Annotated in this window: 16 protein-coding genes; 7 read left to right on the top strand and 9 right to left on the bottom strand. The window is 72.2% G+C overall.

The features are described from left to right. Positions 1-20 precede the first annotated feature (20 nt). The 3 genes from ACGFYY_RS32315 to ACGFYY_RS32305 all read left to right on the top strand — a co-directional run bounded on the left by ACGFYY_RS32315 (position 21) and on the right by ACGFYY_RS32305 (position 3,186). Entirely contained in the window at positions 21-785 is a 765-nt protein-coding gene (locus tag ACGFYY_RS32315; protein ID WP_030723253.1) for an SDR family oxidoreductase, read from the top strand. Then, positions 770-2,512: an AMP-binding protein gene (locus ACGFYY_RS32310; RefSeq protein ID WP_393714838.1), complete on the top strand. Its 1,743-nt coding sequence runs from the start codon at positions 770-772 to the stop codon at positions 2,510-2,512. Before ACGFYY_RS32315 ends, ACGFYY_RS32310 begins: the two co-directional genes overlap by 16 nt. 68 nt (positions 2,513-2,580) lie before the next feature. Continuing rightward, positions 2,581-3,186 (top strand): TetR/AcrR family transcriptional regulator, encoded by a 606-nt coding sequence (locus ACGFYY_RS32305; protein WP_033223888.1) that lies wholly within the window; start codon positions 2,581-2,583, stop codon positions 3,184-3,186. A 312-nt stretch (positions 3,187-3,498) separates the two neighbouring features. On the opposite strand, the gene ACGFYY_RS32300 is transcribed toward ACGFYY_RS32305, so the two are convergent. The 8 genes from ACGFYY_RS32300 to ACGFYY_RS32265 form a co-directional block, all read right to left on the bottom strand. Continuing rightward, on the bottom strand, positions 3,499-4,698 hold the full coding sequence (locus tag ACGFYY_RS32300) for a S8 family serine peptidase (protein WP_365280880.1): 1,200 nt from the start codon (positions 4,696-4,698) through the stop codon (positions 3,499-3,501). Between the two features lie 189 nt (positions 4,699-4,887). Continuing rightward, positions 4,888-6,120 carry an acyl-CoA dehydrogenase family protein gene (locus ACGFYY_RS32295; RefSeq protein ID WP_393714835.1) on the bottom strand — a complete coding sequence of 411 codons (1,233 nt, stop codon included), beginning with the start codon at positions 6,118-6,120 and terminating at the stop codon, positions 4,888-4,890. An 11-nt stretch (positions 6,121-6,131) separates the two neighbouring features. Then, positions 6,132-7,208 carry a phosphotransferase family protein gene (locus tag ACGFYY_RS32290; RefSeq protein WP_393714833.1) on the bottom strand — a complete coding sequence of 359 codons (1,077 nt, stop codon included), beginning with the start codon at positions 7,206-7,208 and terminating at the stop codon, positions 6,132-6,134. Positions 7,209-7,351: 143 nt separating this feature from the next. Next, positions 7,352-8,263 (bottom strand): MBL fold metallo-hydrolase, encoded by a 912-nt coding sequence (locus tag ACGFYY_RS32285; RefSeq protein ID WP_393714831.1) that lies wholly within the window; start codon positions 8,261-8,263, stop codon positions 7,352-7,354. A 113-nt stretch (positions 8,264-8,376) separates the two neighbouring features. Continuing rightward, a complete protein-coding gene (locus ACGFYY_RS32280; protein ID WP_365280406.1) occupies positions 8,377-8,673 on the bottom strand; it encodes a hypothetical protein in 297 nt (98 codons plus the stop codon). Positions 8,674-8,822: 149 nt separating this feature from the next. Then, entirely contained in the window at positions 8,823-9,140 is a 318-nt protein-coding gene (locus ACGFYY_RS32275) for a DUF202 domain-containing protein (RefSeq protein ID WP_393714829.1), read from the bottom strand. Then, positions 9,137-9,535, bottom strand: a complete 399-nt coding sequence (locus ACGFYY_RS32270) for a DUF202 domain-containing protein (protein WP_365280411.1) — start codon at positions 9,533-9,535, stop codon at positions 9,137-9,139. Before ACGFYY_RS32270 ends, ACGFYY_RS32275 begins: the two co-directional genes overlap by 4 nt. A 9-nt stretch (positions 9,536-9,544) precedes the next feature. Continuing rightward, entirely contained in the window at positions 9,545-10,066 is a 522-nt protein-coding gene (locus ACGFYY_RS32265) for an NUDIX domain-containing protein (RefSeq protein ID WP_393714826.1), read from the bottom strand. A gap of 85 nt (positions 10,067-10,151) precedes the next feature. Between ACGFYY_RS32265 and ACGFYY_RS32260 the strand changes: the two genes are divergently transcribed. Then, the gene (locus ACGFYY_RS32260; protein ID WP_365280416.1) at positions 10,152-11,807 is read left to right on the top strand and encodes an FAD-binding dehydrogenase; all 1,656 of its coding nucleotides are present in this window, start codon (positions 10,152-10,154) and stop codon (positions 11,805-11,807) included. 136 nt (positions 11,808-11,943) lie between these two features. On the opposite strand, the gene ACGFYY_RS32255 is transcribed toward ACGFYY_RS32260, so the two are convergent. Continuing rightward, positions 11,944-12,369, bottom strand: a complete 426-nt coding sequence (locus ACGFYY_RS32255; protein ID WP_393714824.1) for an ASCH domain-containing protein — start codon at positions 12,367-12,369, stop codon at positions 11,944-11,946. Positions 12,370-12,744: 375 nt separating this feature from the next. Here ACGFYY_RS32255 and ACGFYY_RS32250 point away from each other — a divergent pair, with 375 nt between their 5' ends. The 3 genes from ACGFYY_RS32250 to ACGFYY_RS32240 all read left to right on the top strand — a co-directional run bounded on the left by ACGFYY_RS32250 (position 12,745) and on the right by ACGFYY_RS32240 (position 16,997). Beyond that, entirely contained in the window at positions 12,745-13,692 is a 948-nt protein-coding gene (locus ACGFYY_RS32250) for a hypothetical protein (RefSeq protein WP_393714822.1), read from the top strand. Positions 13,693-13,791: 99 nt separating this feature from the next. After that, positions 13,792-15,336 (top strand): APC family permease, encoded by a 1,545-nt coding sequence (locus ACGFYY_RS32245; RefSeq protein WP_393714820.1) that lies wholly within the window; start codon positions 13,792-13,794, stop codon positions 15,334-15,336. Positions 15,337-15,557: 221 nt separating this feature from the next. Beyond that, on the top strand, positions 15,558-16,997 hold the full coding sequence (locus tag ACGFYY_RS32240) for an amino acid permease (RefSeq protein ID WP_393714894.1): 1,440 nt from the start codon (positions 15,558-15,560) through the stop codon (positions 16,995-16,997). The last annotated feature ends 78 nt before the right edge of the window (positions 16,998-17,075 follow it).

Below are 17,075 nucleotides of genomic sequence, written 5' to 3'. Positions count from 1 at the left end.
CCGCACGAGAGGTGGACCCCGTGAGCGCGTACCAGGACCAGCGAGTCGTCGTCACCGGCGCGGGCGGCGGCATCGGCGCCGCCCTCGCCCACCGCTTCGCGGCCGAGGGCGCCACGGTGGTGGTCAACGACCTCGACCCGGCCAAGGCCGCCGCGGTCGCCGCCGCCATCGGCGCTCGGGCGATCCCGGTGCCGGGCGACGCCTCGGCGATCGTGGCCGAGGCCCGCGAGGCGCTCGGCGGGACGGTCGACGTCTACTGCGCCAACGCCGGACTCGCCTCGGGCGGCGACGCCTTCGCCGACGAAGCCGTCTGGGAAGCGGCCTGGGACACCAACGTCATGGCCCACGTCCGTGCCGCAAGGCTTCTGCTGCCGGACTGGCTGGAGCGGGAGAGCGGCCGGTTCGTGTCCACCGTCTCGGCCGCCGGGCTCCTGACCATGATCGGAGCGGCCCCGTACAGTGTCACCAAGCACGGTGCGCTCGCCTTCGCCGAATGGCTCTCGCTGACCTACCGCCACCGGGGGGTCCAGGTCCACGCCATCTGCCCGCAAGGGGTGCGCACCGACATGCTGACCGCCGCGGGCTCGGCGGGCGAACTCGTCCTCGCACCGACCGCGATCGAGCCGGAAGCGGTCGCGGACGCATTGTTCGACGGCATGGAGAAGGGCCGGTTCTTGATCCTCCCGCACCGCGAGGTCGCCGATTTCTACGCCGCTCGCGCCACCGAGCCGGACCGTTGGTTGAGCGGCATGAACCACCTCCAGCAGAAATGGGAGACCCGGTGACCGCCTCCCGGTACGCCGCCAAGCCGTGGCTCGGACGGCTCGCCGCGGTCCAGCGGGCGCCCGTCGCACCGCCGCCCACCGTGCTGCACGCCTTCCGCGAGGCCGTCGCCCGGGCCCCCGAACGCACCGCCCTGGCCTACTTCGACGGCCGGATCGGCTACGCGGAGGCCGACGCGCTCTCCGACTCCGTCGCCGGCCACCTCGCGGCGCGGGGCGTCCGCCGCGGGGACCGGGTCGCGGTCATGCTGCAGAACACCCCGCACTTCGTGCTCGCCGTCCTCGCGGCCTGGAAGGCCGGGGCCGTCGTCGTCCCGCTCAACCCCATGTACAAGTCGGGCGAGGTCGGGCACGTCCTCCGCGACTCCGGGGCCGCCGCGCTGGTCTGCGACGGTGGTGCGTGGACGGCGTACCTGCGCGAGGCCGTCCGGGACAGTGCCGTACGGACCGTGCTGACCGCGTCGGACCTGGACTTCCAGACGCGCGACGACCCGCGCGTCTTCGGCCCGGTCCCGGTGCCGGCCCCGGCGGGAGCAGCGGCGCCCGCCCGGCCCTTCGTGCCCGCCCAGGCGGACGCGCCGGACCGGGAGTCCGGGCCCGGCCCGGGCGCCGTCGACCTCCTCACCGCGGCCCGCGGCGGGCGGCCCGCGCCGGAGGAGCCGTACCTCACCGCCGCCGACACCGCCCTCATCAGCTACACCTCCGGAACCAGCGGCACCCCCAAGGGCGCGATGAACCCGCACGGCGCGCTCACGTACAACGCCGTCCGGCAGGTGACCTCCCACCCCCTCCCCGAGGGCGCCACCTACTTCGCCCTCGCGCCCCTCTTCCACATCACCGGCATGGTCTGCGAACTCGCCGCGTGCTTCGCCAACGCCGGCACCCTGGTCCTCGCCCACCGCTTCGACGCCGGCGCCGTCCTCGACGCCTTCCTCGAACACCGCCCCGCGTACACCGTCGGCCCGGCCACCGCCTTCATGGCCCTCGCCGCCCACCCCGAGGTCACCCCGGACCACTTCGCCTCGTTCCAGGTGATCTCCTCCGGCGGAGCCCCGCTGCCGCCCGCGCTCGTCGAGCGCCTGCGCACCGCCTTCGGCTTCTACCTCCGCAACGGCTACGGCCTCACCGAGTGCACCGCCCCCTGTGCCAGCGTGCCCGTGCACCTCGAAGCTCCCGTCGACCCCGAATCCGGCACCCTCTCGGTGGGCCTGCCCGGCGCCGACACGGTGGTGCGCATCCTCGACGAGCGGGGAGCCGAGGTGCCCTTCGGCGAGACCGGCGAGATAGCCGTCCGCGGGCCCCAGGTGGTGCCCGGCTACTGGGGTCTGCCCGATGAGTCCGCCACAGCCTTCCCCGACGGCGAGCTGCGTACCGGCGACGTCGGATTCATGGACCCCGACGGCTGGCTCTACGTCGTCGACCGCAAGAAGGACATGATCAACGCCTCCGGCTTCAAGGTCTGGCCGCGCGAGGTCGAGGACGTGCTCTACACGCACCCCGCCGTCCGGGAGGCCGCGGTGGTCGGCGTCCCCGATCCGTACCGGGGGGAGAGCGTGAAGGCGTACGTGAGCCTGCGTCCCGGCGCCTCGGTGGAGCCGGCGGAGCTCTCCGCCTTCTGCGCCGAGCGCATCGCCGCGTACAAATACCCGCGTCAGGTGGAGATCCTGCCTGTTCTTCCGAAGACGACCAGTGGCAAGATCCTGCGACGGGAACTGCGCGATCGCGGCTGAAAACAGTCGGAGGGTCGTACAGCTGGTCGCAGTGACCAGGCAGGAACGAGGAAGGGAAGGTCAGCGCCATGGCGGCACGGACCACGGAACCCGCAGGCACGCACGAGGCCCCGGTACCGCAGCGGCTGCTGGCCGTCGCCACCCGGCTCTTCGCCGAGCGCGGCTACGACCGCACCTCGGTCCAGGAGATCGTCGAGGCGGCCGGCGTCACGAAGGGCGCGCTCTACCACTACTTCGGGTCCAAGGACGATCTGCTGCACGAGGTGTACGCGCGGATGCTGCGGCTCCAGCAGCAGCGCCTGGACGCGGTGGCCGATTCCGACGCGCCCGTCGAGGAGCGGCTGCGCGCCGCGGCCGCCGACGTGGTCGTCACGACCATCGAGAACCTCGACGACGCGATGATCTTCTTCCGGTCGATGCACCAGCTCAGCCCGGAGAAGTCCAAGCAGGTGCGGGCGGAGCGCCGGCGCTACCACGAGCGCTTCCGGGCCCTGGTCGAGGAGGGCCAGCGCACGGGCGTGTTCTCCGACGCCACCCCCGCGGACCTGGTGGTCGACTACCACTTCGGATCCGTCCACCACCTGTCCACCTGGTACCGGGCGGACGGCCCGCTCACGCCGCAGCAGGTCGCCGATCACCTCGCCGACCTGCTGCTGCGCGCCCTGCGGCCCTAGGTCGTCTCTTTCGGATCTTGTCGGATGAGCCCGGGTCGTCCGGTGCGGTGCCTCTCCCCCAGCTACCGCTGGGAGGGGCCCCCGGGCGGAGGGGCGCCCGTGTACCGGTCGTACTCGGGTGCCCCGACAACGCGGCGAGGTGCCGTGCCGGGCGGGCCGGGCCCGGCAAGATCCGGAAGAGACGGCCTAGCGGGCCGCTGCGCCCCGGAAGCCATGACACCCCTGGAGGCCGTCGGGCCTCCAGGGGTGTCCGGTCGAGCAGGGTGACCGTGCCCGGGGGTCCGCCCGCCGGCGGACCCCCGGGCACGTCGATTACTCGGCCACCTTCAGGAGCTTGTTCGCCGTGCCCGCGGACGGGTTGGTGACCGCACCGGACGTGGCCGCCCCCGTCAGCGCCGCGGCCGTCTGCGCCGGGGTCGAGGACGGGTGCCCCGCCAGGTAGACCGCCGCCGCGCCGGCCGCGTGCGGGGCCGCCATGGAGGTGCCGGAGATGGTCTTCGTCCCCGTGTCGCTGTCGTTCCAGGTGGACGTGATGTCCGAGCCCGGCGCGTACAGGTCCACCACGGAGCCGAAGTTCGAGAACGAGGACTGCTGGTCGTCGATCGTGCTCGACGCCACGGTGATCGCCTCCGTGACCCGGGACGGCGAGCCCTGACCGGCGTCGGCCGACTCGTTGCCCGCCGCCACCGTGAAGGTGACGCCCGCGGCGACGGCCCTGCGCACCGCCTCGTCGAGGGCCTCGTCGGCGCCGCCGCCGAGGCTCATGTTGGCCACCGAGGGGCCCTTGTGGTTCTGCGTGACCCAGTCGATGCCCGCGACCACCTGCTCCGTGGTGCCGGAGCCGTTGTCGTCCAGCACCCGCACCGCGACGACCTTCGCCTTCTTGGCGACGCCGTGCGTGGTACCCGCGATGGTGCCGGCCACGTGCGTGCCGTGGCCGTTGCCGTCGTCGGCGCTCTCGTCGTTGTCCACCGCGTCGAAGCCCGACGTCGCACGACCGCCGAAGTCCTTGTGGGTGGTGCGCACGCCGGTGTCGATGACGTACGCCGTCACGCCCTCGCCGCCGCCGTCGGGGTACGTGTACTTCTTGTCGCCCGCCTGAGCGGTCTGGTCGATCCGGTCCAGACCCCAGGAGGGCGGGTTGGTCTGGGTGGCGTTGATGGTGAACTTCTTGTTCTGCACGACCTTGCCGACGGCCGGGTCCGCGGCGAGCCGCTTCGCCTCCGTCTCGCTGAGACCTGCGGCCGAGAAGCCGTTGACCCCGGAGCCGTAGGAACGCTTCAGCTCACCCCCGTACTTGCGGGCGAGCTGTTCCTTGTTCGCGGATGCGTCGAGTATGACGACGTAACTCCCGCTGATCGCGCCGGGCGCGCCGAGGCCGTACACGGTGCCTTCGGCCGGTGTCGCCGCTCCCGCGAGGGGGGTGGCGAGCAGGGCCACGGCAGCCGCTGTGGCCGCTCCGGTGCCGACTGCCGCGTACCGGAAACCGCGCGAGCGCTTATGAGTTGCCATCTGGAGGGTTCTCCTCGTGTTGACGTTGGGGGCGTCAGACCTTCTGGAGAACCCTCTTCCGATTGACAGGCGCAAATCAAGAACGCTTTGGGGTTCCGGGGTTGTTCAACAAGGTTTCTTAAAGGGTCCCTCGCATCGGCTTCACCTCGCACACAAGTTCCTATGAACTCCCGCACGATTCCCACACGTTCACGGGCGACCGGCCGCGTACCCCTTCAACTCCCGCCGCGCCAACGACCGCTGGTGCACCTCGTCCGGTCCGTCGGCCAGTCGCAAGGTCCTTGCCGCCGCCCACAGTTCGGCCAACGGGAAGTCCTGGCTCACCCCGCCCGCGCCGTACAGCTGCACCGCGTCGTCCAGGATCCGCACCACCGCCCGCGGGGTCGCGATCTTGATGGCCTGGATCTCGGTGTGCGCGCCCCGGTTGCCGACCGTGTCCATCAGCCAGGCCGTCTTCAGCACCAGCAGCCGCAGCTGCTCCACCGACACCCGGGCGTCGGCGATCCAGTTCTGCACGACGCCCTGGGCGGCCAGCGGCTTGCCGAAGGCGGTACGCCCCACCGCCCGCCGGCACATCAACTCGATGGCCCGCTCCGCCATCCCGATCAGCCGCATGCAGTGGTGGATGCGGCCCGGACCGAGCCGGGCCTGGGCGATGGCGAAGCCGGTGCCCTCCTCGCCGATCAGGTTCGCCGCCGGGACCCGGGCCCCGTCGAAGACCACCTCGGCGTGGCCGCCGTGGTCGTGGTCCTCGTACCCGTACACCGTCATCGCCCGGCGTACCTCGACCCCCGGGGTGTCGCGCGGCACCAGGATCATCGACTGCTGACGGCGCGGATCGGCGCCCTCCGGGTCGGTCTTGCCCATCACGATGAAGATCTTGCAGTCCGGGTTCATCGCCCCGGAGATGAACCACTTCCGGCCGGTGACCACGTACGCGTCACCGCCCGCCGCGCGCTCGATCCGCGTCTCGATGTTCGTGGCGTCCGAGGAGGCCACCTCGGGTTCGGTCATCGCGAAGGCGGAGCGGACCTCCCCGGCCAGCAGCGGCTCCAGCCACTGCTTCTTCTGCTCCTCGTTCCCGAACTGGGCGAGCAGCTCCATGTTCCCGGTGTCCGGGGCCGCGCAGTTGGTGGCCATCGGCGCCAGGTGCGGGCTGCGGCCGGTGATCTCCGCGAGCGGCGCGTACTGGAGGTTCGTCAGCCCCGCGCCGTGCTCCGCGTCGGGCAGGAAGAGGTTCCACAGGCCCTGGCGGCGCGCCTCGGCCTTCAGTTCACCGAAGACGGCCGGGGTGTCCCAGGGCGAGGCCAGCCGCGCGCGCTGCTCGGCGGCGACGGGCTCCGCCGGGTAGACGTACTCCTCCATGAACGCGAGCAGCCGCTCGCGGAGTTCCTCGGTCCGGGCGTCGAATGCGAAATCCATGGGTGGGTGCCTCAGCCTTCCTGGCGGTCCTGGCGGTCCTGGTCCTGGTCCTGGTCCTGAAGAGTGGTCAGTCCGTGCTCGATGAAGACCGGCACCAGCTCGCCGATCCGGTCGAAGCCCGGCCCGACGGTCTGCCCCAGCGTGTAGCGGTAGTGGATGCCCTCGAGGATCACGGCGAGCTTGAACCAGGCGAACGCCGTGTACCAGGCGATGGCCCCGGTGTCCCGGCCCGAGCGGGCGGCGTAACGCTCGACGAGCTCGGTCGGCGTCGGATGGCCCGGCGCCCCGCTCGTCGTACTGACCGGCGATCCGGTCAGGCCCAGGTCCGAGCTGTACATCACCAGCAGCCCGAGGTCGGTCAGCGGATCCCCGAGCGTGGACATCTCCCAGTCCAGCACCGCCCGGACGGTGTCGATGCCGGACGGGGATCCGCCGATCAGGACGTTGTCGAGCCGGAAGTCCCCGTGCACCACCGTCGGGGCGGGGGAGACGGGCAGCCGGCGGCCGAGCGCGGAGTGCAGCTCGTCGATCCCGGCGAGCTCCCGCCCCCGGGAGGCCGCGAGCTGCTTGCCCCAGCGGCGCAGCTGCCGGTCCAAGAAGCCCTCGGGTCGGCCGAAGTCGCCCAGGCCCACCGCCTCCGGGTCCACCGCGTGGAGGTCCACCAGGGTGTCCACCAGGCCCAGTACCGCCCGCCGGGTCCGCTCCGGGCCGATCGCGGCGAGCTGCTCGGCCGTCCGGTACGGCACCCCGTCCACGAACTCCATCACGTAGAACGGCGCCCCGAGCACGTCCTCGTCCTCGCACAGGAGCAAGGGCTCGGGCACCGGTACGGCCGTGCCGTGCAGCGCCGCGATGACCCGGTGTTCGCGCCGCATGTCGTGCGCGGTGGCCAGTACGTGGCCCAGGGGCGGCCGGCGGACCACCCAGCGGGCGGTCCCGTCCGTGATCTCGTACGTGAGATTGGACCGGCCGCCCTCGATGAGCCGGCCGCGCAGCGGGCCGGTCACGAGTCCCGGCCGGGCCCGGTCGAGATGACCGCGCAGCCGCTCCAGATCCAGGCCGCGTGGGTCGGCCGGGGCTGAGGTCATGGTGCGCACCTCCGTGCGAGTCGACGAGGGGAAGGACGACGGCACGTCGGAGCACCGTCGCGAGCCATCATGCCGACCAGTCGGTATGTCGTCCAGAGGGCGGGCGGAAAGAAAACTCTCCGCCCGGCGCCGTCCGCCCGCTGTCAGGCGTGACAGAGGATCGGTGTGCCGCCGTTCATCACGGTCATGTCCGTCAGGACCGCCAGGATGTCCAGCGGCGCGCCCTCCGGCAGGCCGGCCAGTTCCGCGTACGCCCGGTGCACGTTCGCCACCAGTCGCTCGCTCTCCCGCCAGGCGCCGAACTCGCCGAGATCGGCCTGCCGGGCCACCTCCAGCGGGGACAGCCCCTTCGCCCGGCCCTCCCGGGCGAGTTCGTCCACGTACCGTAGGTAGCGCTCGGTGGCGTCGTAGGCGGAGGGGTCGGTCAGGGGTCCGTGGCCCGGTACGACGGTCTCCGCGTCCAACGACCGCAGCAGTTCGAGCGCCCGCAGCGAGCCGGCGAGGGAGCCCATCGCGAGGAACGGGGTCCCTCCGGCGAAGATCAGGTCGCCGGTGAACACCACCCGCTGTTCGGGCAGCCATACGACCGAGTCCCCGGTGGTGTGGGCGACCCCCGGGTGGATGACCCGTACCTCGGTGGCGCCGACGTGCACGGTGGCCCGGTCGCTGTAGGTGAGGTCGGGCGGGACGATGTCGATCGCGCCGAAGTCGGTGGCCGGCCAGATCAGCTCCAACTGGTGCCCGGCCGCGAGTTGCTCGGACCGTGCCCGGTCGTGCCCGAGGATCAGCGCTTCGGGGGTGAAGACCCCGTTGCCGTACGTGTGGTCGCCGTGGTGGTGGGTGTTGACCACGGTGCGGGGGAGCGGCACCCCGGCCGCCACGATCGCGTCGCGCAGCGCGAGGGCGCGCCGTTCGGTGGCGGCGGTGTCGACCAGCAGTGTCCGGCCCCCGTCGGTCACGAATCCGGCGTTGTTGAGGCACCAGCCGCCGTCCGGCTGGACGTAGGCGTACACCCCCGGTGCGGGCTGGACGAGGTACGGATCTTCGACGGACATCTGCGCTCTCCCCGGGTCGCTACGACGAACGCTCGGCATCCTGCCGGCCGGCGTCACCCGGGGGGAGGGCGGGTCCGGTCACCGGCCATCGGCCGGTGGTCGGCGGTCGGCGGTCAGTGGTCGTCGTAGTGTCCGTCGTGCTCCGCGTGCCGGTGCCCGTCGTGCAGGTAGTCCACGTGGTCGCCGTGCCGGACCGACTCGTGCCCGCAGTCCGAGCCGTGCGCGTGCGCGTGGCCGTCGTGCGTGGTGTGTCCGCCGGGCTCGCACTCGTCCCAGTGCCCCGAGTGCTCCCGGTGCAGATGGCCGTCGTGGGCGTAGTCGACGTGGTCGCCGTGCGGGACCGCCTGGTGCCCGCAGTCCGTGCCGTGCGTGTGCTGGTGCGTGGGGTGTTCGTGGTGCAGGGTCGTCATGGCGCAGAGGTTAGTGTGCATTGTCCGGTATCGCCCGTTGTGTCGCAGTGGCGCGGTGAAGCGCGATCATCACACCGGCCGGTGGACCGTCGACGGGACGCCGTCCGGCGGCCCGGAAACCGTCCCGGCGGCCCGGACCGTCCGACGGCTCACAGGATCACCGTCACCGCGAAGACCGCCAGCGCCACCGTGCACGCCACCACCGCCAGAGCCGCCCGCGGGGCGAGCTGCCGCGGTCGGCTCGCCGCCAGCGCCCGGATCCGCCGGTGGGCCACCCACAGGAACGCCAGCCAGATCAGCGCGATGGCCGCCGCCCCGGCCAGCTCCAGCGGCGCGCCCGACCCGCGCAACGCCTGCCGCACCGCCAGCACCGCCACCACCGACGAGGCCAGCGTCGTACGCCGCCACGCGAGCCGGGTCCGCTCGGGCTGGAGCCCCGCATCGCGGTCCGGGCCCGAGACGTTCACCGCCCCGTCGTCCAGCCCAGCAGCACGACCGCCACCATCGCCACGGCCACCAGCCCCACGCCCAGGCTCAGCAGCACCGGGAAGCGCGACAGCGGCAGGTCCTCGCCCCGCCGCATCGCCCGCTCGCACCGCACCCAGTGGTTCACCGCCCGCAGCGCACAGGCCGCACCCACCGCGAGCAGCGTGAGGGCCATCCCGACCCGCACCCCCCAGCGCAGGTCCGGCAGGAACTGGTCGACGGCGAAACCGCCGCCCACCAGGGCCAGCGAGGTCCGGATCCAGGCGAGGAAGGTCCGTTCGTTGGCCAGCGAGAAGCGGTAGTCCGGGGTCTCGCCCTCGTCCCTCAGCCGCGAGGGTGCGAACCAGAGGCGCACGTCCTTGACGAAGTCGATCACCCGACAAATCTACAAGCGGGATTCCCGATGCGCGCGCAGCCGCCGGTACGCCTCCAGCCCGTCCGGCACCCAGGCCCACGCCCCGCCGTCCACCTCCCGGTCCAGCTCCTCCGGCGTGAGGTACGTGTGCCAGTCGACCTCCGAGGCCTGCGGAGCCACGGGCAGCTCGCACCGCACCTCGTGCACGTACGACCACCAGGCCCCGCCCGGACCCTCGTACAGGAACTTGAACAGCGGCGTCGGCTCCGCCAGCCCCCGCACCCCGAGCTCCTCCTCGGCCTCGCGCAGCGCGGCCTCGGCATAGCTCTCGCCGGCGCCCAGCACCCCGCCCACGAACATGTCGTAGTGCGAGGGGAAGACCAGCTTCGAGGCGGTCCGCCGGTGCACGAAGATCCGCCCCCGCGCGTCCCTGGCCAGCACGAACGCGCAGCGGTGCAGCAACCCCCGGGCGTACACCTCGCCGCGTGGGGCCTGCCCGACGACCCGGTCCTCCCGGTCCACCACGTCCAGTACTTCCTCAGCGACACTCATGCAGGTCATCCAACCACCGCTGTTGACTGGTTACCGCTCCGTAGCCAAGGATCTGCCCCACCATCGACGGAGGACGGGTAACCGCATGACGTACGACGCTGACGTGATCGTGATCGGAGCCGGGCTCGCGGGGCTCGTCGCCACCGCCGAGCTCGTCGACGCGGGCCGCAAGGTCATCCTGCTCGACCAGGAGCCGGAGCAGTCGATCGGCGGCCAGGCGCACTGGTCCTTCGGTGGGCTGTTCTTCGTGGACTCGCCCGAGCAGCGCCGGATGCGGATCAAGGACAGCCACGCCCTCGCCCTCCAGGACTGGCTGGGCACCGCCGGGTTCGACCGCGAGGAGGACGCCTGGCCGCGCCGCTGGGCCGAGGCCTACGTCGACTTCGCGGCCGGCGAGAAGCGCTCCTGGCTGCACGCCCAGGGCGTCCGCTTCTTCCCGGTCGTCGGCTGGGCGGAGCGCGGCGGCTACGACGCCAACGGCCACGGGAACTCCGTCCCCCGCTTCCACATCACCTGGGGCACCGGCCCCGGCCTGGTGGAGCCCTTCGAGCGACGGGTCCGGGCCGGTGTGGCCCGCGGCCTGGTCCGGTTCGCGTTCCGCCACCGGGTCACCGGGCTCTCGGCCACGGCCGGCGCGGTGGACACCGTGACCGGCGAGATCCTGGAACCCTCCGACGCCGTACGGGGCTCCGCCAGCAGTCGAGAGGCCACCGGGACCTTCTCCCTGCGGGCCCAGGCCGTGATCGTCACCAGCGGCGGGATCGGCGGCAACCACGACCTCGTCCGCGCCCAGTGGCCCGAGCGGCTCGGCACCCCGCCGCAGCGGCTGCTCTCCGGGGTCCCGGCGCACGTCGACGGTCTGATGCTCGGCATCGCGGAGCGGGCGGGCGCCAGCCACATCAACAAGGACCGGATGTGGCACTACACCGAGGGCATCCAGAACTGGGACCCGATCTGGGCCCGGCACGGCATCCGCATCCTGCCCGGCCCCTCCCCGCTGTGGCTGGACGCGACGGGCAAGCGGCTGCCCGTGCCGCTCTTCCCGGGCTTCGACACCCTCGGGACCCTCGACCACATCATGAGGACCGGCCACGACCACACCTGGTTCGTGCTCAACGAGCGGATCATCGGCAAGGAGTTCGCCCTCTCCGGCTCCGAGCAGAACCCGGACCTCACCGGCAGGTCGGTGCGCGACGTCTTCACCCGCGCGCGCCAGGCCGTACCGGCCCCGGTCCGGGCCTTCATGGACAACGGGGCCGACTTCGTCGTCGAGCGGGACCTCTCCGCCCTGGTGCGCGGCATGAACGCGGTCACCAAGGAGGACCTCCTCGACGAGGCCACCGTCCGCGGCGAGATCGTGGCCCGCGACCGGGAGATCGCCAACCCCTTCACCAAGGACCTCCAGGTCACCGCCATCCACGGCGCCCGCAGGTACCTCGGCGACAAGCTGATCCGTACGGCCGCCCCGCACCGGATCCTGGACCCCAAGGCCGGGCCGCTGATCGCGGTACGGCTGTCGATCCTGACCCGCAAGTCCCTGGGCGGCCTGGAGACCGACCTCTCCTCCCGCGTCCTGACCGGGTCCGGCGAACCGCTGCCGGGCGTCTACGCGGCGGGCGAGGCGGCCGGGTTCGGCGGCGGCGGGGTGCACGGGTACCGGGCCCTGGAGGGCACCTTCCTCGGCGGCTGCATCTTCTCGGGCCGGGCGGCGGGCCGCGCGGCGGCGCAGGCGGTCGGCTGAGTCCGGCTCCGGCTCCGGCTCCCTCCCCGGCCGAAGCCGCGCCGACGCGTGCGACGAGCGGCCGGCCCCGCCCGGCGCCTCGCGGCCCGGCGTAGGGGACCGGCCGGCGCGTACGGCCCGTGGCGAGCCGGGGGCGTCAGCCGAGCCGCTCGGTGACCCGGAACCGTTCCGCGATGACGAGGGTGTCGTCGTCGACCGTGAACCCCGGGTCGCCGATCACCGTACGCACCGGTTCGCTGTGCCAGAACTCCTCGTGTGCCGTACGCCATTCGGCCACCGACGTGTACCCCTCGCCCTCGTCGAGCGCGTGCCCCAGTCCCACGTCGGCGAGCCTCAGCACCTCCACGGACGTGACCTCCACCACCGCCACCCCGTGCTCGGCGGAGTCGACGAGCAGGGACCGCGCGCCGGGCTCCGGCAGCGGCTCCTGCTCGGCCTCGTACTCCGCGAGCAGGCCGGTCGTGCTGGTCTTCGCCCCGCTCAGCACGGCCGCGACCAGCTGGTCGCGCAGGGGGCCGGGGAACCCCAGCAGGTAGGGCGGAAGATCGTCATATGCGGTCATAGGGCCACCCTAGGGCGCCCCCCGCGGCCTGCCGTAACGAATATCGACCACCCAACTGGCACGGCCTTCAGAGCAGTTGAAACGCGCCACGCAGTGGACTGGACCTTGACTCGGAGCTACGCGTACCGCTTTGCTGTGCGTGATCACCAGAGTGCTCAACGGAGTTCCGACCGGATTGCGCACGTACGTCGCGGATCCGAGCCGGCACCACCACGTTCCTCGTAGTTCCTCCGCAGTCCTCGGGAGCCCCCACCGGGGCTCCACCGGCACGATCCCCGGATCTCACGGCCCGACCGCGCGCGTGCGCCCTACGCGCGGGGGAGGCCGCGGCCGCCCCGATCCCCGTCCGCCCGCGTCCTGGAGGGAAACCCGCGGATGTCCCCGCCTCCGCCGCCCCTCGGCCGCGCCCGCAAACGGGATGCCCAGCTCTTCGACCCGGCCCTGTGCGACGCCGAACTCGTCGACGTCCGCTCCCAGTTCACCCAGGGTCGGTGGGCCCGGGCCCGCGCCCTCCTCGTCAACACCGGTGACGACTGGGACCGCCGCGGCCACCGCGTCGTCGTCCTCGCGCAGACCCCGGCGGCCACCGCATGGGCCCGCGAATGGCTGCTCGCCGAACCGGAGAGCGCCGACGCCGCCACCCTCCTCGCCTGCGCCGCCGTCTTCGCCGCCCTACGTCAGAAGAGCAGCCCGGCCGCGGCCGAGGAGGCCTGCCGCCGGGCTGCCGCGCTGCTCCCGGCGGACCCGACGCCCTGGCTCGGACTGCTCCTGCTCTCCCGCTCCTTCGGCGGCGAGGAGGAGTTCAGCCGTCACTTCGACCAGGTCCGGGCCCGCCACCGCGAGCACCACCACGCCCACCACCTGATGGTCGCCAAACTGGCCGAGCGCACCCTCGGATCCGGCCAGGACCCGCTCCACGAGGTCTACGACTTCGCGTCCTGGGCCGCCGAGGAGTCCCCGGCCGACTCCCCGCTCGCGGTGCTCCCCGTCGTCGCGCACGCGGAGCGGTACCGGGTGCTGGCCGCCACGCACGGGCACTCGCCCGAGGCGGCCGCCGCGCACTGGGCGGGCCGCCGCGCCCGCCAGGTGCTGCGCGCCGCCTTCGACTGGTGGCTGGAGTGGGAGCGCGAGGACCACCCCCGCAACCGCGTCGACCTCAACTTCCTCGCCCACGCCAAACTCTGCGAGGGCCGGCCCGCCGAGGCCGCGGCCCTGTTCCACCGCATCGGCAGCCATGCCACCCGCGCCCCCTGGTCCTATCCGGACCGGGACCCGCAGAAGGCCTTCCTCGCCGCCCGCGGCGTCGCACTCGGCACCGCCTGACCGCGCCACCCACGCACACCGCACGGACCCCCCCCGAACACCGCCGAGTACCCCCCGAGCACCCATCCCCGAGCACCACGCCCCCGAAAGGACGCCGCCATGCCGACGGGCAGATCCTCCACGCTCCAAGACCCGGCCGAGATCCGTACGTACAAGGGCCAGGACCGGGCCCTGCGCGCCGACCGCCTCGGCACCGCCGGCCTGCTCCTGTCCGTGCTCGCCGCCAGCGCGCCCCTGATGGTCGTCGCCGGTGTCATGCCCACGACCTTCGGGGTCATGGGCATCGTCGGTCAGCCCCTGCTCTTCGTCATCCTCGGCGCCGTCCTCGCCCTCTTCAGCGTCGGCTACGCCGAGATGAGCCGCCACGTCCACAACGCCGGCGCCTTCTACGCGTACATCGCCCGAGGCCTCGGCCCCACCGCCGGCGCGGCCGCCTCCCTCGTCGCCCTCGTCGCGTACAGCGCCATGCAGGTCGGCGTCTTCGGCATCCTCGGCTTCGAGATATCGGGCCTCTTCGCCACCTACCTCGACATCGAACTCGCCTGGTGGATACCGGCCCTGCTGGCCGTCGCCGTCACCGGCGGGCTCGGCTGGCTCAAGATCGACCTCAACGCCAAGGTCCTCGGCGTCCTCCTCCTGATCGAGTGCGTCCTCGTCGTCGTCTTCGACATCGCCGCCATCGCCGAGCCGGCCGCCGAAGGCCTCTCGCTCCACGCCTTCAACCCCGAGACCCTCGGCGGAGCCGGCTTCGGCACCGCCCTCTGCTTCTGCATCGCCGCCTTCGTCGGCTTCGAGCAGTCCCCGGTCTACGCCGAGGAGACCAGCAAGCCGCACATCGTCGTCTCCCGCGTGATGTTCCTCGCCGTCGGCTTCGTCGCCCTCTTCTTCGCCGTCAGCGCCTGGGCCCTCACCGTCGCCACCGGCCCCTCCGAGGTCGTCAAGACCTCCGCCGAGGCCGGCCCCACCCTGCTCTTCCAGCTCACCGAGAGCCGCCTCGGCACCACCTTCACCGACGTCCTGCACGTCCTCTTCGTGACCGGCATGTTCGCGGCCATGCTCAGCTTCCACAACGTCGTCGCCCGCTACGCCTTCGCCATGGGCCGCGAGGGCCTGCTCCCGGCCACCTTCGGGCGCACCAACGCCGGCACCGGCGCCCCCGCCACCGGCTCCCTGCTGCAGACCGGCGTCGCCGCCCTCGTCGTGATCGCCTTCGCGCTCACCGACGACAAGCCGGCCGGCGACCCCACCACCCCCGTCCTGCACCTGTTCACCTGGATGGGCAGCGTCGGCGCCCTCGGCGTGACCCTTCTCATGGCCGCCGCCTCCTTCGCCGTCATCGCCTTCTTCGTCCGCCGCGGCACCGCCGGCGCCCAGGTCTGGCGCCTCGTCGCGGCCGGCACCGCCGGTCTCGCACTGCTCGCCATCGCCGTCTACACCGTCAAGGACTTCGGCGTCCTGGTCGGCGCCGAGAAGGGCTCCGCGCTCAGCTGGGTGCTGCCCGGCATCATCGGCGCCGCCGTCGTGATCGGCCTGGTCTACGGATCCGTACTGCGCCGCAGCCGCCCCGAGACGCACGCCCGTATCGGCCTCGGGAACGAGGCCTTCCGCCTCGACCAGGCAGCGGAGGACACCCCGAGCATCTGACCTCGGTTTCCAGCCCCTACGGAGCCCCCGACACCCGTTTCCATGGTCGTCGGGGGCTTCCGCGTGCGGGGGGTGCTTTTGGAGGGGAGTGGAGCCTCATGGTCTCCTGTTGCGACCAAACCACCCGGATCGCAGCACAGGGGACACCACCCAGCTCCCCTGCGCGGTGGTCCGGGCGCTGCCTTGTCCCACCCACGAAGGCGAAGTCCCACATGAGTGACCTGAGTGACCGCACCTTGACCGAGGCGCCCGCCCCGGCGTCGACCCGCCATGTCGACGCCGGTGACGAGGGCTACAGCAAGGACCTCAAGTCCCGCCACATCAACATGATCGCGATCGGCGGGGCCATAGGCACCGGCCTCTTCCTCGGCGCGGGCGGCCGCCTCGCCGGCGCCGGCCCCTCCCTCGCGATCGCCTACGCGGTCTGCGGAGTCTTCGCCTTCTTCGTCGTACGGGCACTCGGCGAGCTCGTCCTCTACCGCCCCTCCTCCGGCGCCTTCGTCTCCTACGCCCGTGAGTTCATGGGCGAGAAGGGCGCCTACACGGCCGGCTGGCTGTACTTCCTGAACTGGTCCACGACCACCGTCGCCGACATCACGGCCGCCGCGACCTACGCCCACTTCTGGTCGCTGTTCACCGACGTCCCCCAGTGGGTCCTCGCGTTCATCGCCCTCGCCATCGTGCTCACCGCCAACCTGATCTCGGTGAAGTACTTCGGCGAGATGGAGTTCTGGTTCTCGCTCGTCAAGGTCGCCGCCCTCGTCGTCTTCCTGATCGTCGGCATCTGGCTCGTCGCCACCAGCCACGACATCGACGGCACCACCCCCGGCCTCGCCAACATCACCGACAACGGCGGACTCTTCCCCTCCGGCGTCCTCCCGATGCTCCTGGTGATCCAGGGCGTCGTCTTCGCGTACGCCTCCGTCGAACTCTGCGGCGTCGCCGCCGGCGAGACCGAGAACCCCGAGAAGATCATGCCGAAGGCGATCAACTCGATCATGTGGCGCGTGGGCCTCTTCTACGTCGGCTCGGTCGTCCTCCTCGCCCTCCTCCTGCCCTACACGGCCTACAGCTCCGACCAGAGCCCCTTCGTCACCGTCTTCGACAAGCTCGGTGTCCCCGGCGCCGCGGGCATCATGAACCTCGTCGTCCTGACGGCCGCCCTCTCCAGCCTGAACTCCGGCCTCTACTCCACCGGCCGCATCCTGCGCTCGATGTCCCTGTCCGGCTCCGCCCCGAAGTTCACCGGCGTCATGAACAAGGGCAAGGTCCCCTACGGCGGCGTCCTGTTCACCGCCGCGTTCGGCCTCGCGGGCGTCGGACTGAACGCCTTCATGCCCAAGGACGCCTTCGAGCTCGTCCTGAACTTCGCCTCGCTGGGCATCCTCGGCACCTGGGCGATGGTCATGGTCTGCTCGCTGTTCTTCTGGCGCCGCGCCCAGCAGGGCCTCGTCGAGCGCCCCTCCTACCGCCTGCCCTGGGCCCCGTACACGCAGATCGTCACCCTCGTCTTCCTGCTCACCGTGCTGGTGCTGATGTGGTGCGACGGCGGCGTCGGCCGTACCACGGTCCTGTTCGTCCCGGTCATCGGCGCCGCCCTGGTCGGCGGCTGGTACCTGGTCCGCGGCCGCGTGGCCGAACTCGCCGCCACCCGCGGCTGACCCCACGACCGCCTACGAGGCCCCCGCGCCGGACACCGTCCGCGCGGGGGCCTCGAACGTTTTCGCCCCGTCGTGCTG

The sequence above is a fragment of the Streptomyces sp. NPDC048331 genome, from assembly GCF_043201215.1.
Lineage (GTDB): Bacteria > Actinomycetota > Actinomycetes > Streptomycetales > Streptomycetaceae > Streptomyces.
The sequence above is the reverse complement of the archived record's forward strand: the minus strand, read 5'-3'. Positions and strand labels throughout refer to the sequence as shown.

Bases quoted from the DNA above. Each gene is read 5' to 3' on its own strand.
- ACGFYY_RS32250 (WP_393714822.1), top strand. From the start codon at position 12,745: ATGTCCCCGCCTCCGCCGCCCCTCGGCCGCGCCCGCAAACGGGATGCC.
- ACGFYY_RS32255 (WP_393714824.1), bottom strand. From the start codon at position 12,369: ATGACCGCATATGACGATCTTCCGCCCTACCTGCTGGGGTTCCCCGGC.
- ACGFYY_RS32285 (WP_393714831.1), bottom strand. From the start codon at position 8,263: ATGTCCGTCGAAGATCCGTACCTCGTCCAGCCCGCACCGGGGGTGTAC.
- ACGFYY_RS32295 (WP_393714835.1), bottom strand. From the start codon at position 6,120: ATGGATTTCGCATTCGACGCCCGGACCGAGGAACTCCGCGAGCGGCTG.
- ACGFYY_RS32310 (WP_393714838.1), top strand. From the start codon at position 770: ATGGGAGACCCGGTGACCGCCTCCCGGTACGCCGCCAAGCCGTGGCTC.
- ACGFYY_RS32305 (WP_033223888.1), top strand. From the start codon at position 2,581: ATGGCGGCACGGACCACGGAACCCGCAGGCACGCACGAGGCCCCGGTA.
- ACGFYY_RS32245 (WP_393714820.1), top strand. From the start codon at position 13,792: ATGCCGACGGGCAGATCCTCCACGCTCCAAGACCCGGCCGAGATCCGT.
- ACGFYY_RS32290 (WP_393714833.1), bottom strand. From the start codon at position 7,208: ATGACCTCAGCCCCGGCCGACCCACGCGGCCTGGATCTGGAGCGGCTG.
- ACGFYY_RS32300 (WP_365280880.1), bottom strand. From the start codon at position 4,698: ATGGCAACTCATAAGCGCTCGCGCGGTTTCCGGTACGCGGCAGTCGGC.
- ACGFYY_RS32280 (WP_365280406.1), bottom strand. From the start codon at position 8,673: ATGACGACCCTGCACCACGAACACCCCACGCACCAGCACACGCACGGC.
- ACGFYY_RS32260 (WP_365280416.1), top strand. From the start codon at position 10,152: ATGACGTACGACGCTGACGTGATCGTGATCGGAGCCGGGCTCGCGGGG.
- ACGFYY_RS32265 (WP_393714826.1), bottom strand. From the start codon at position 10,066: ATGAGTGTCGCTGAGGAAGTACTGGACGTGGTGGACCGGGAGGACCGG.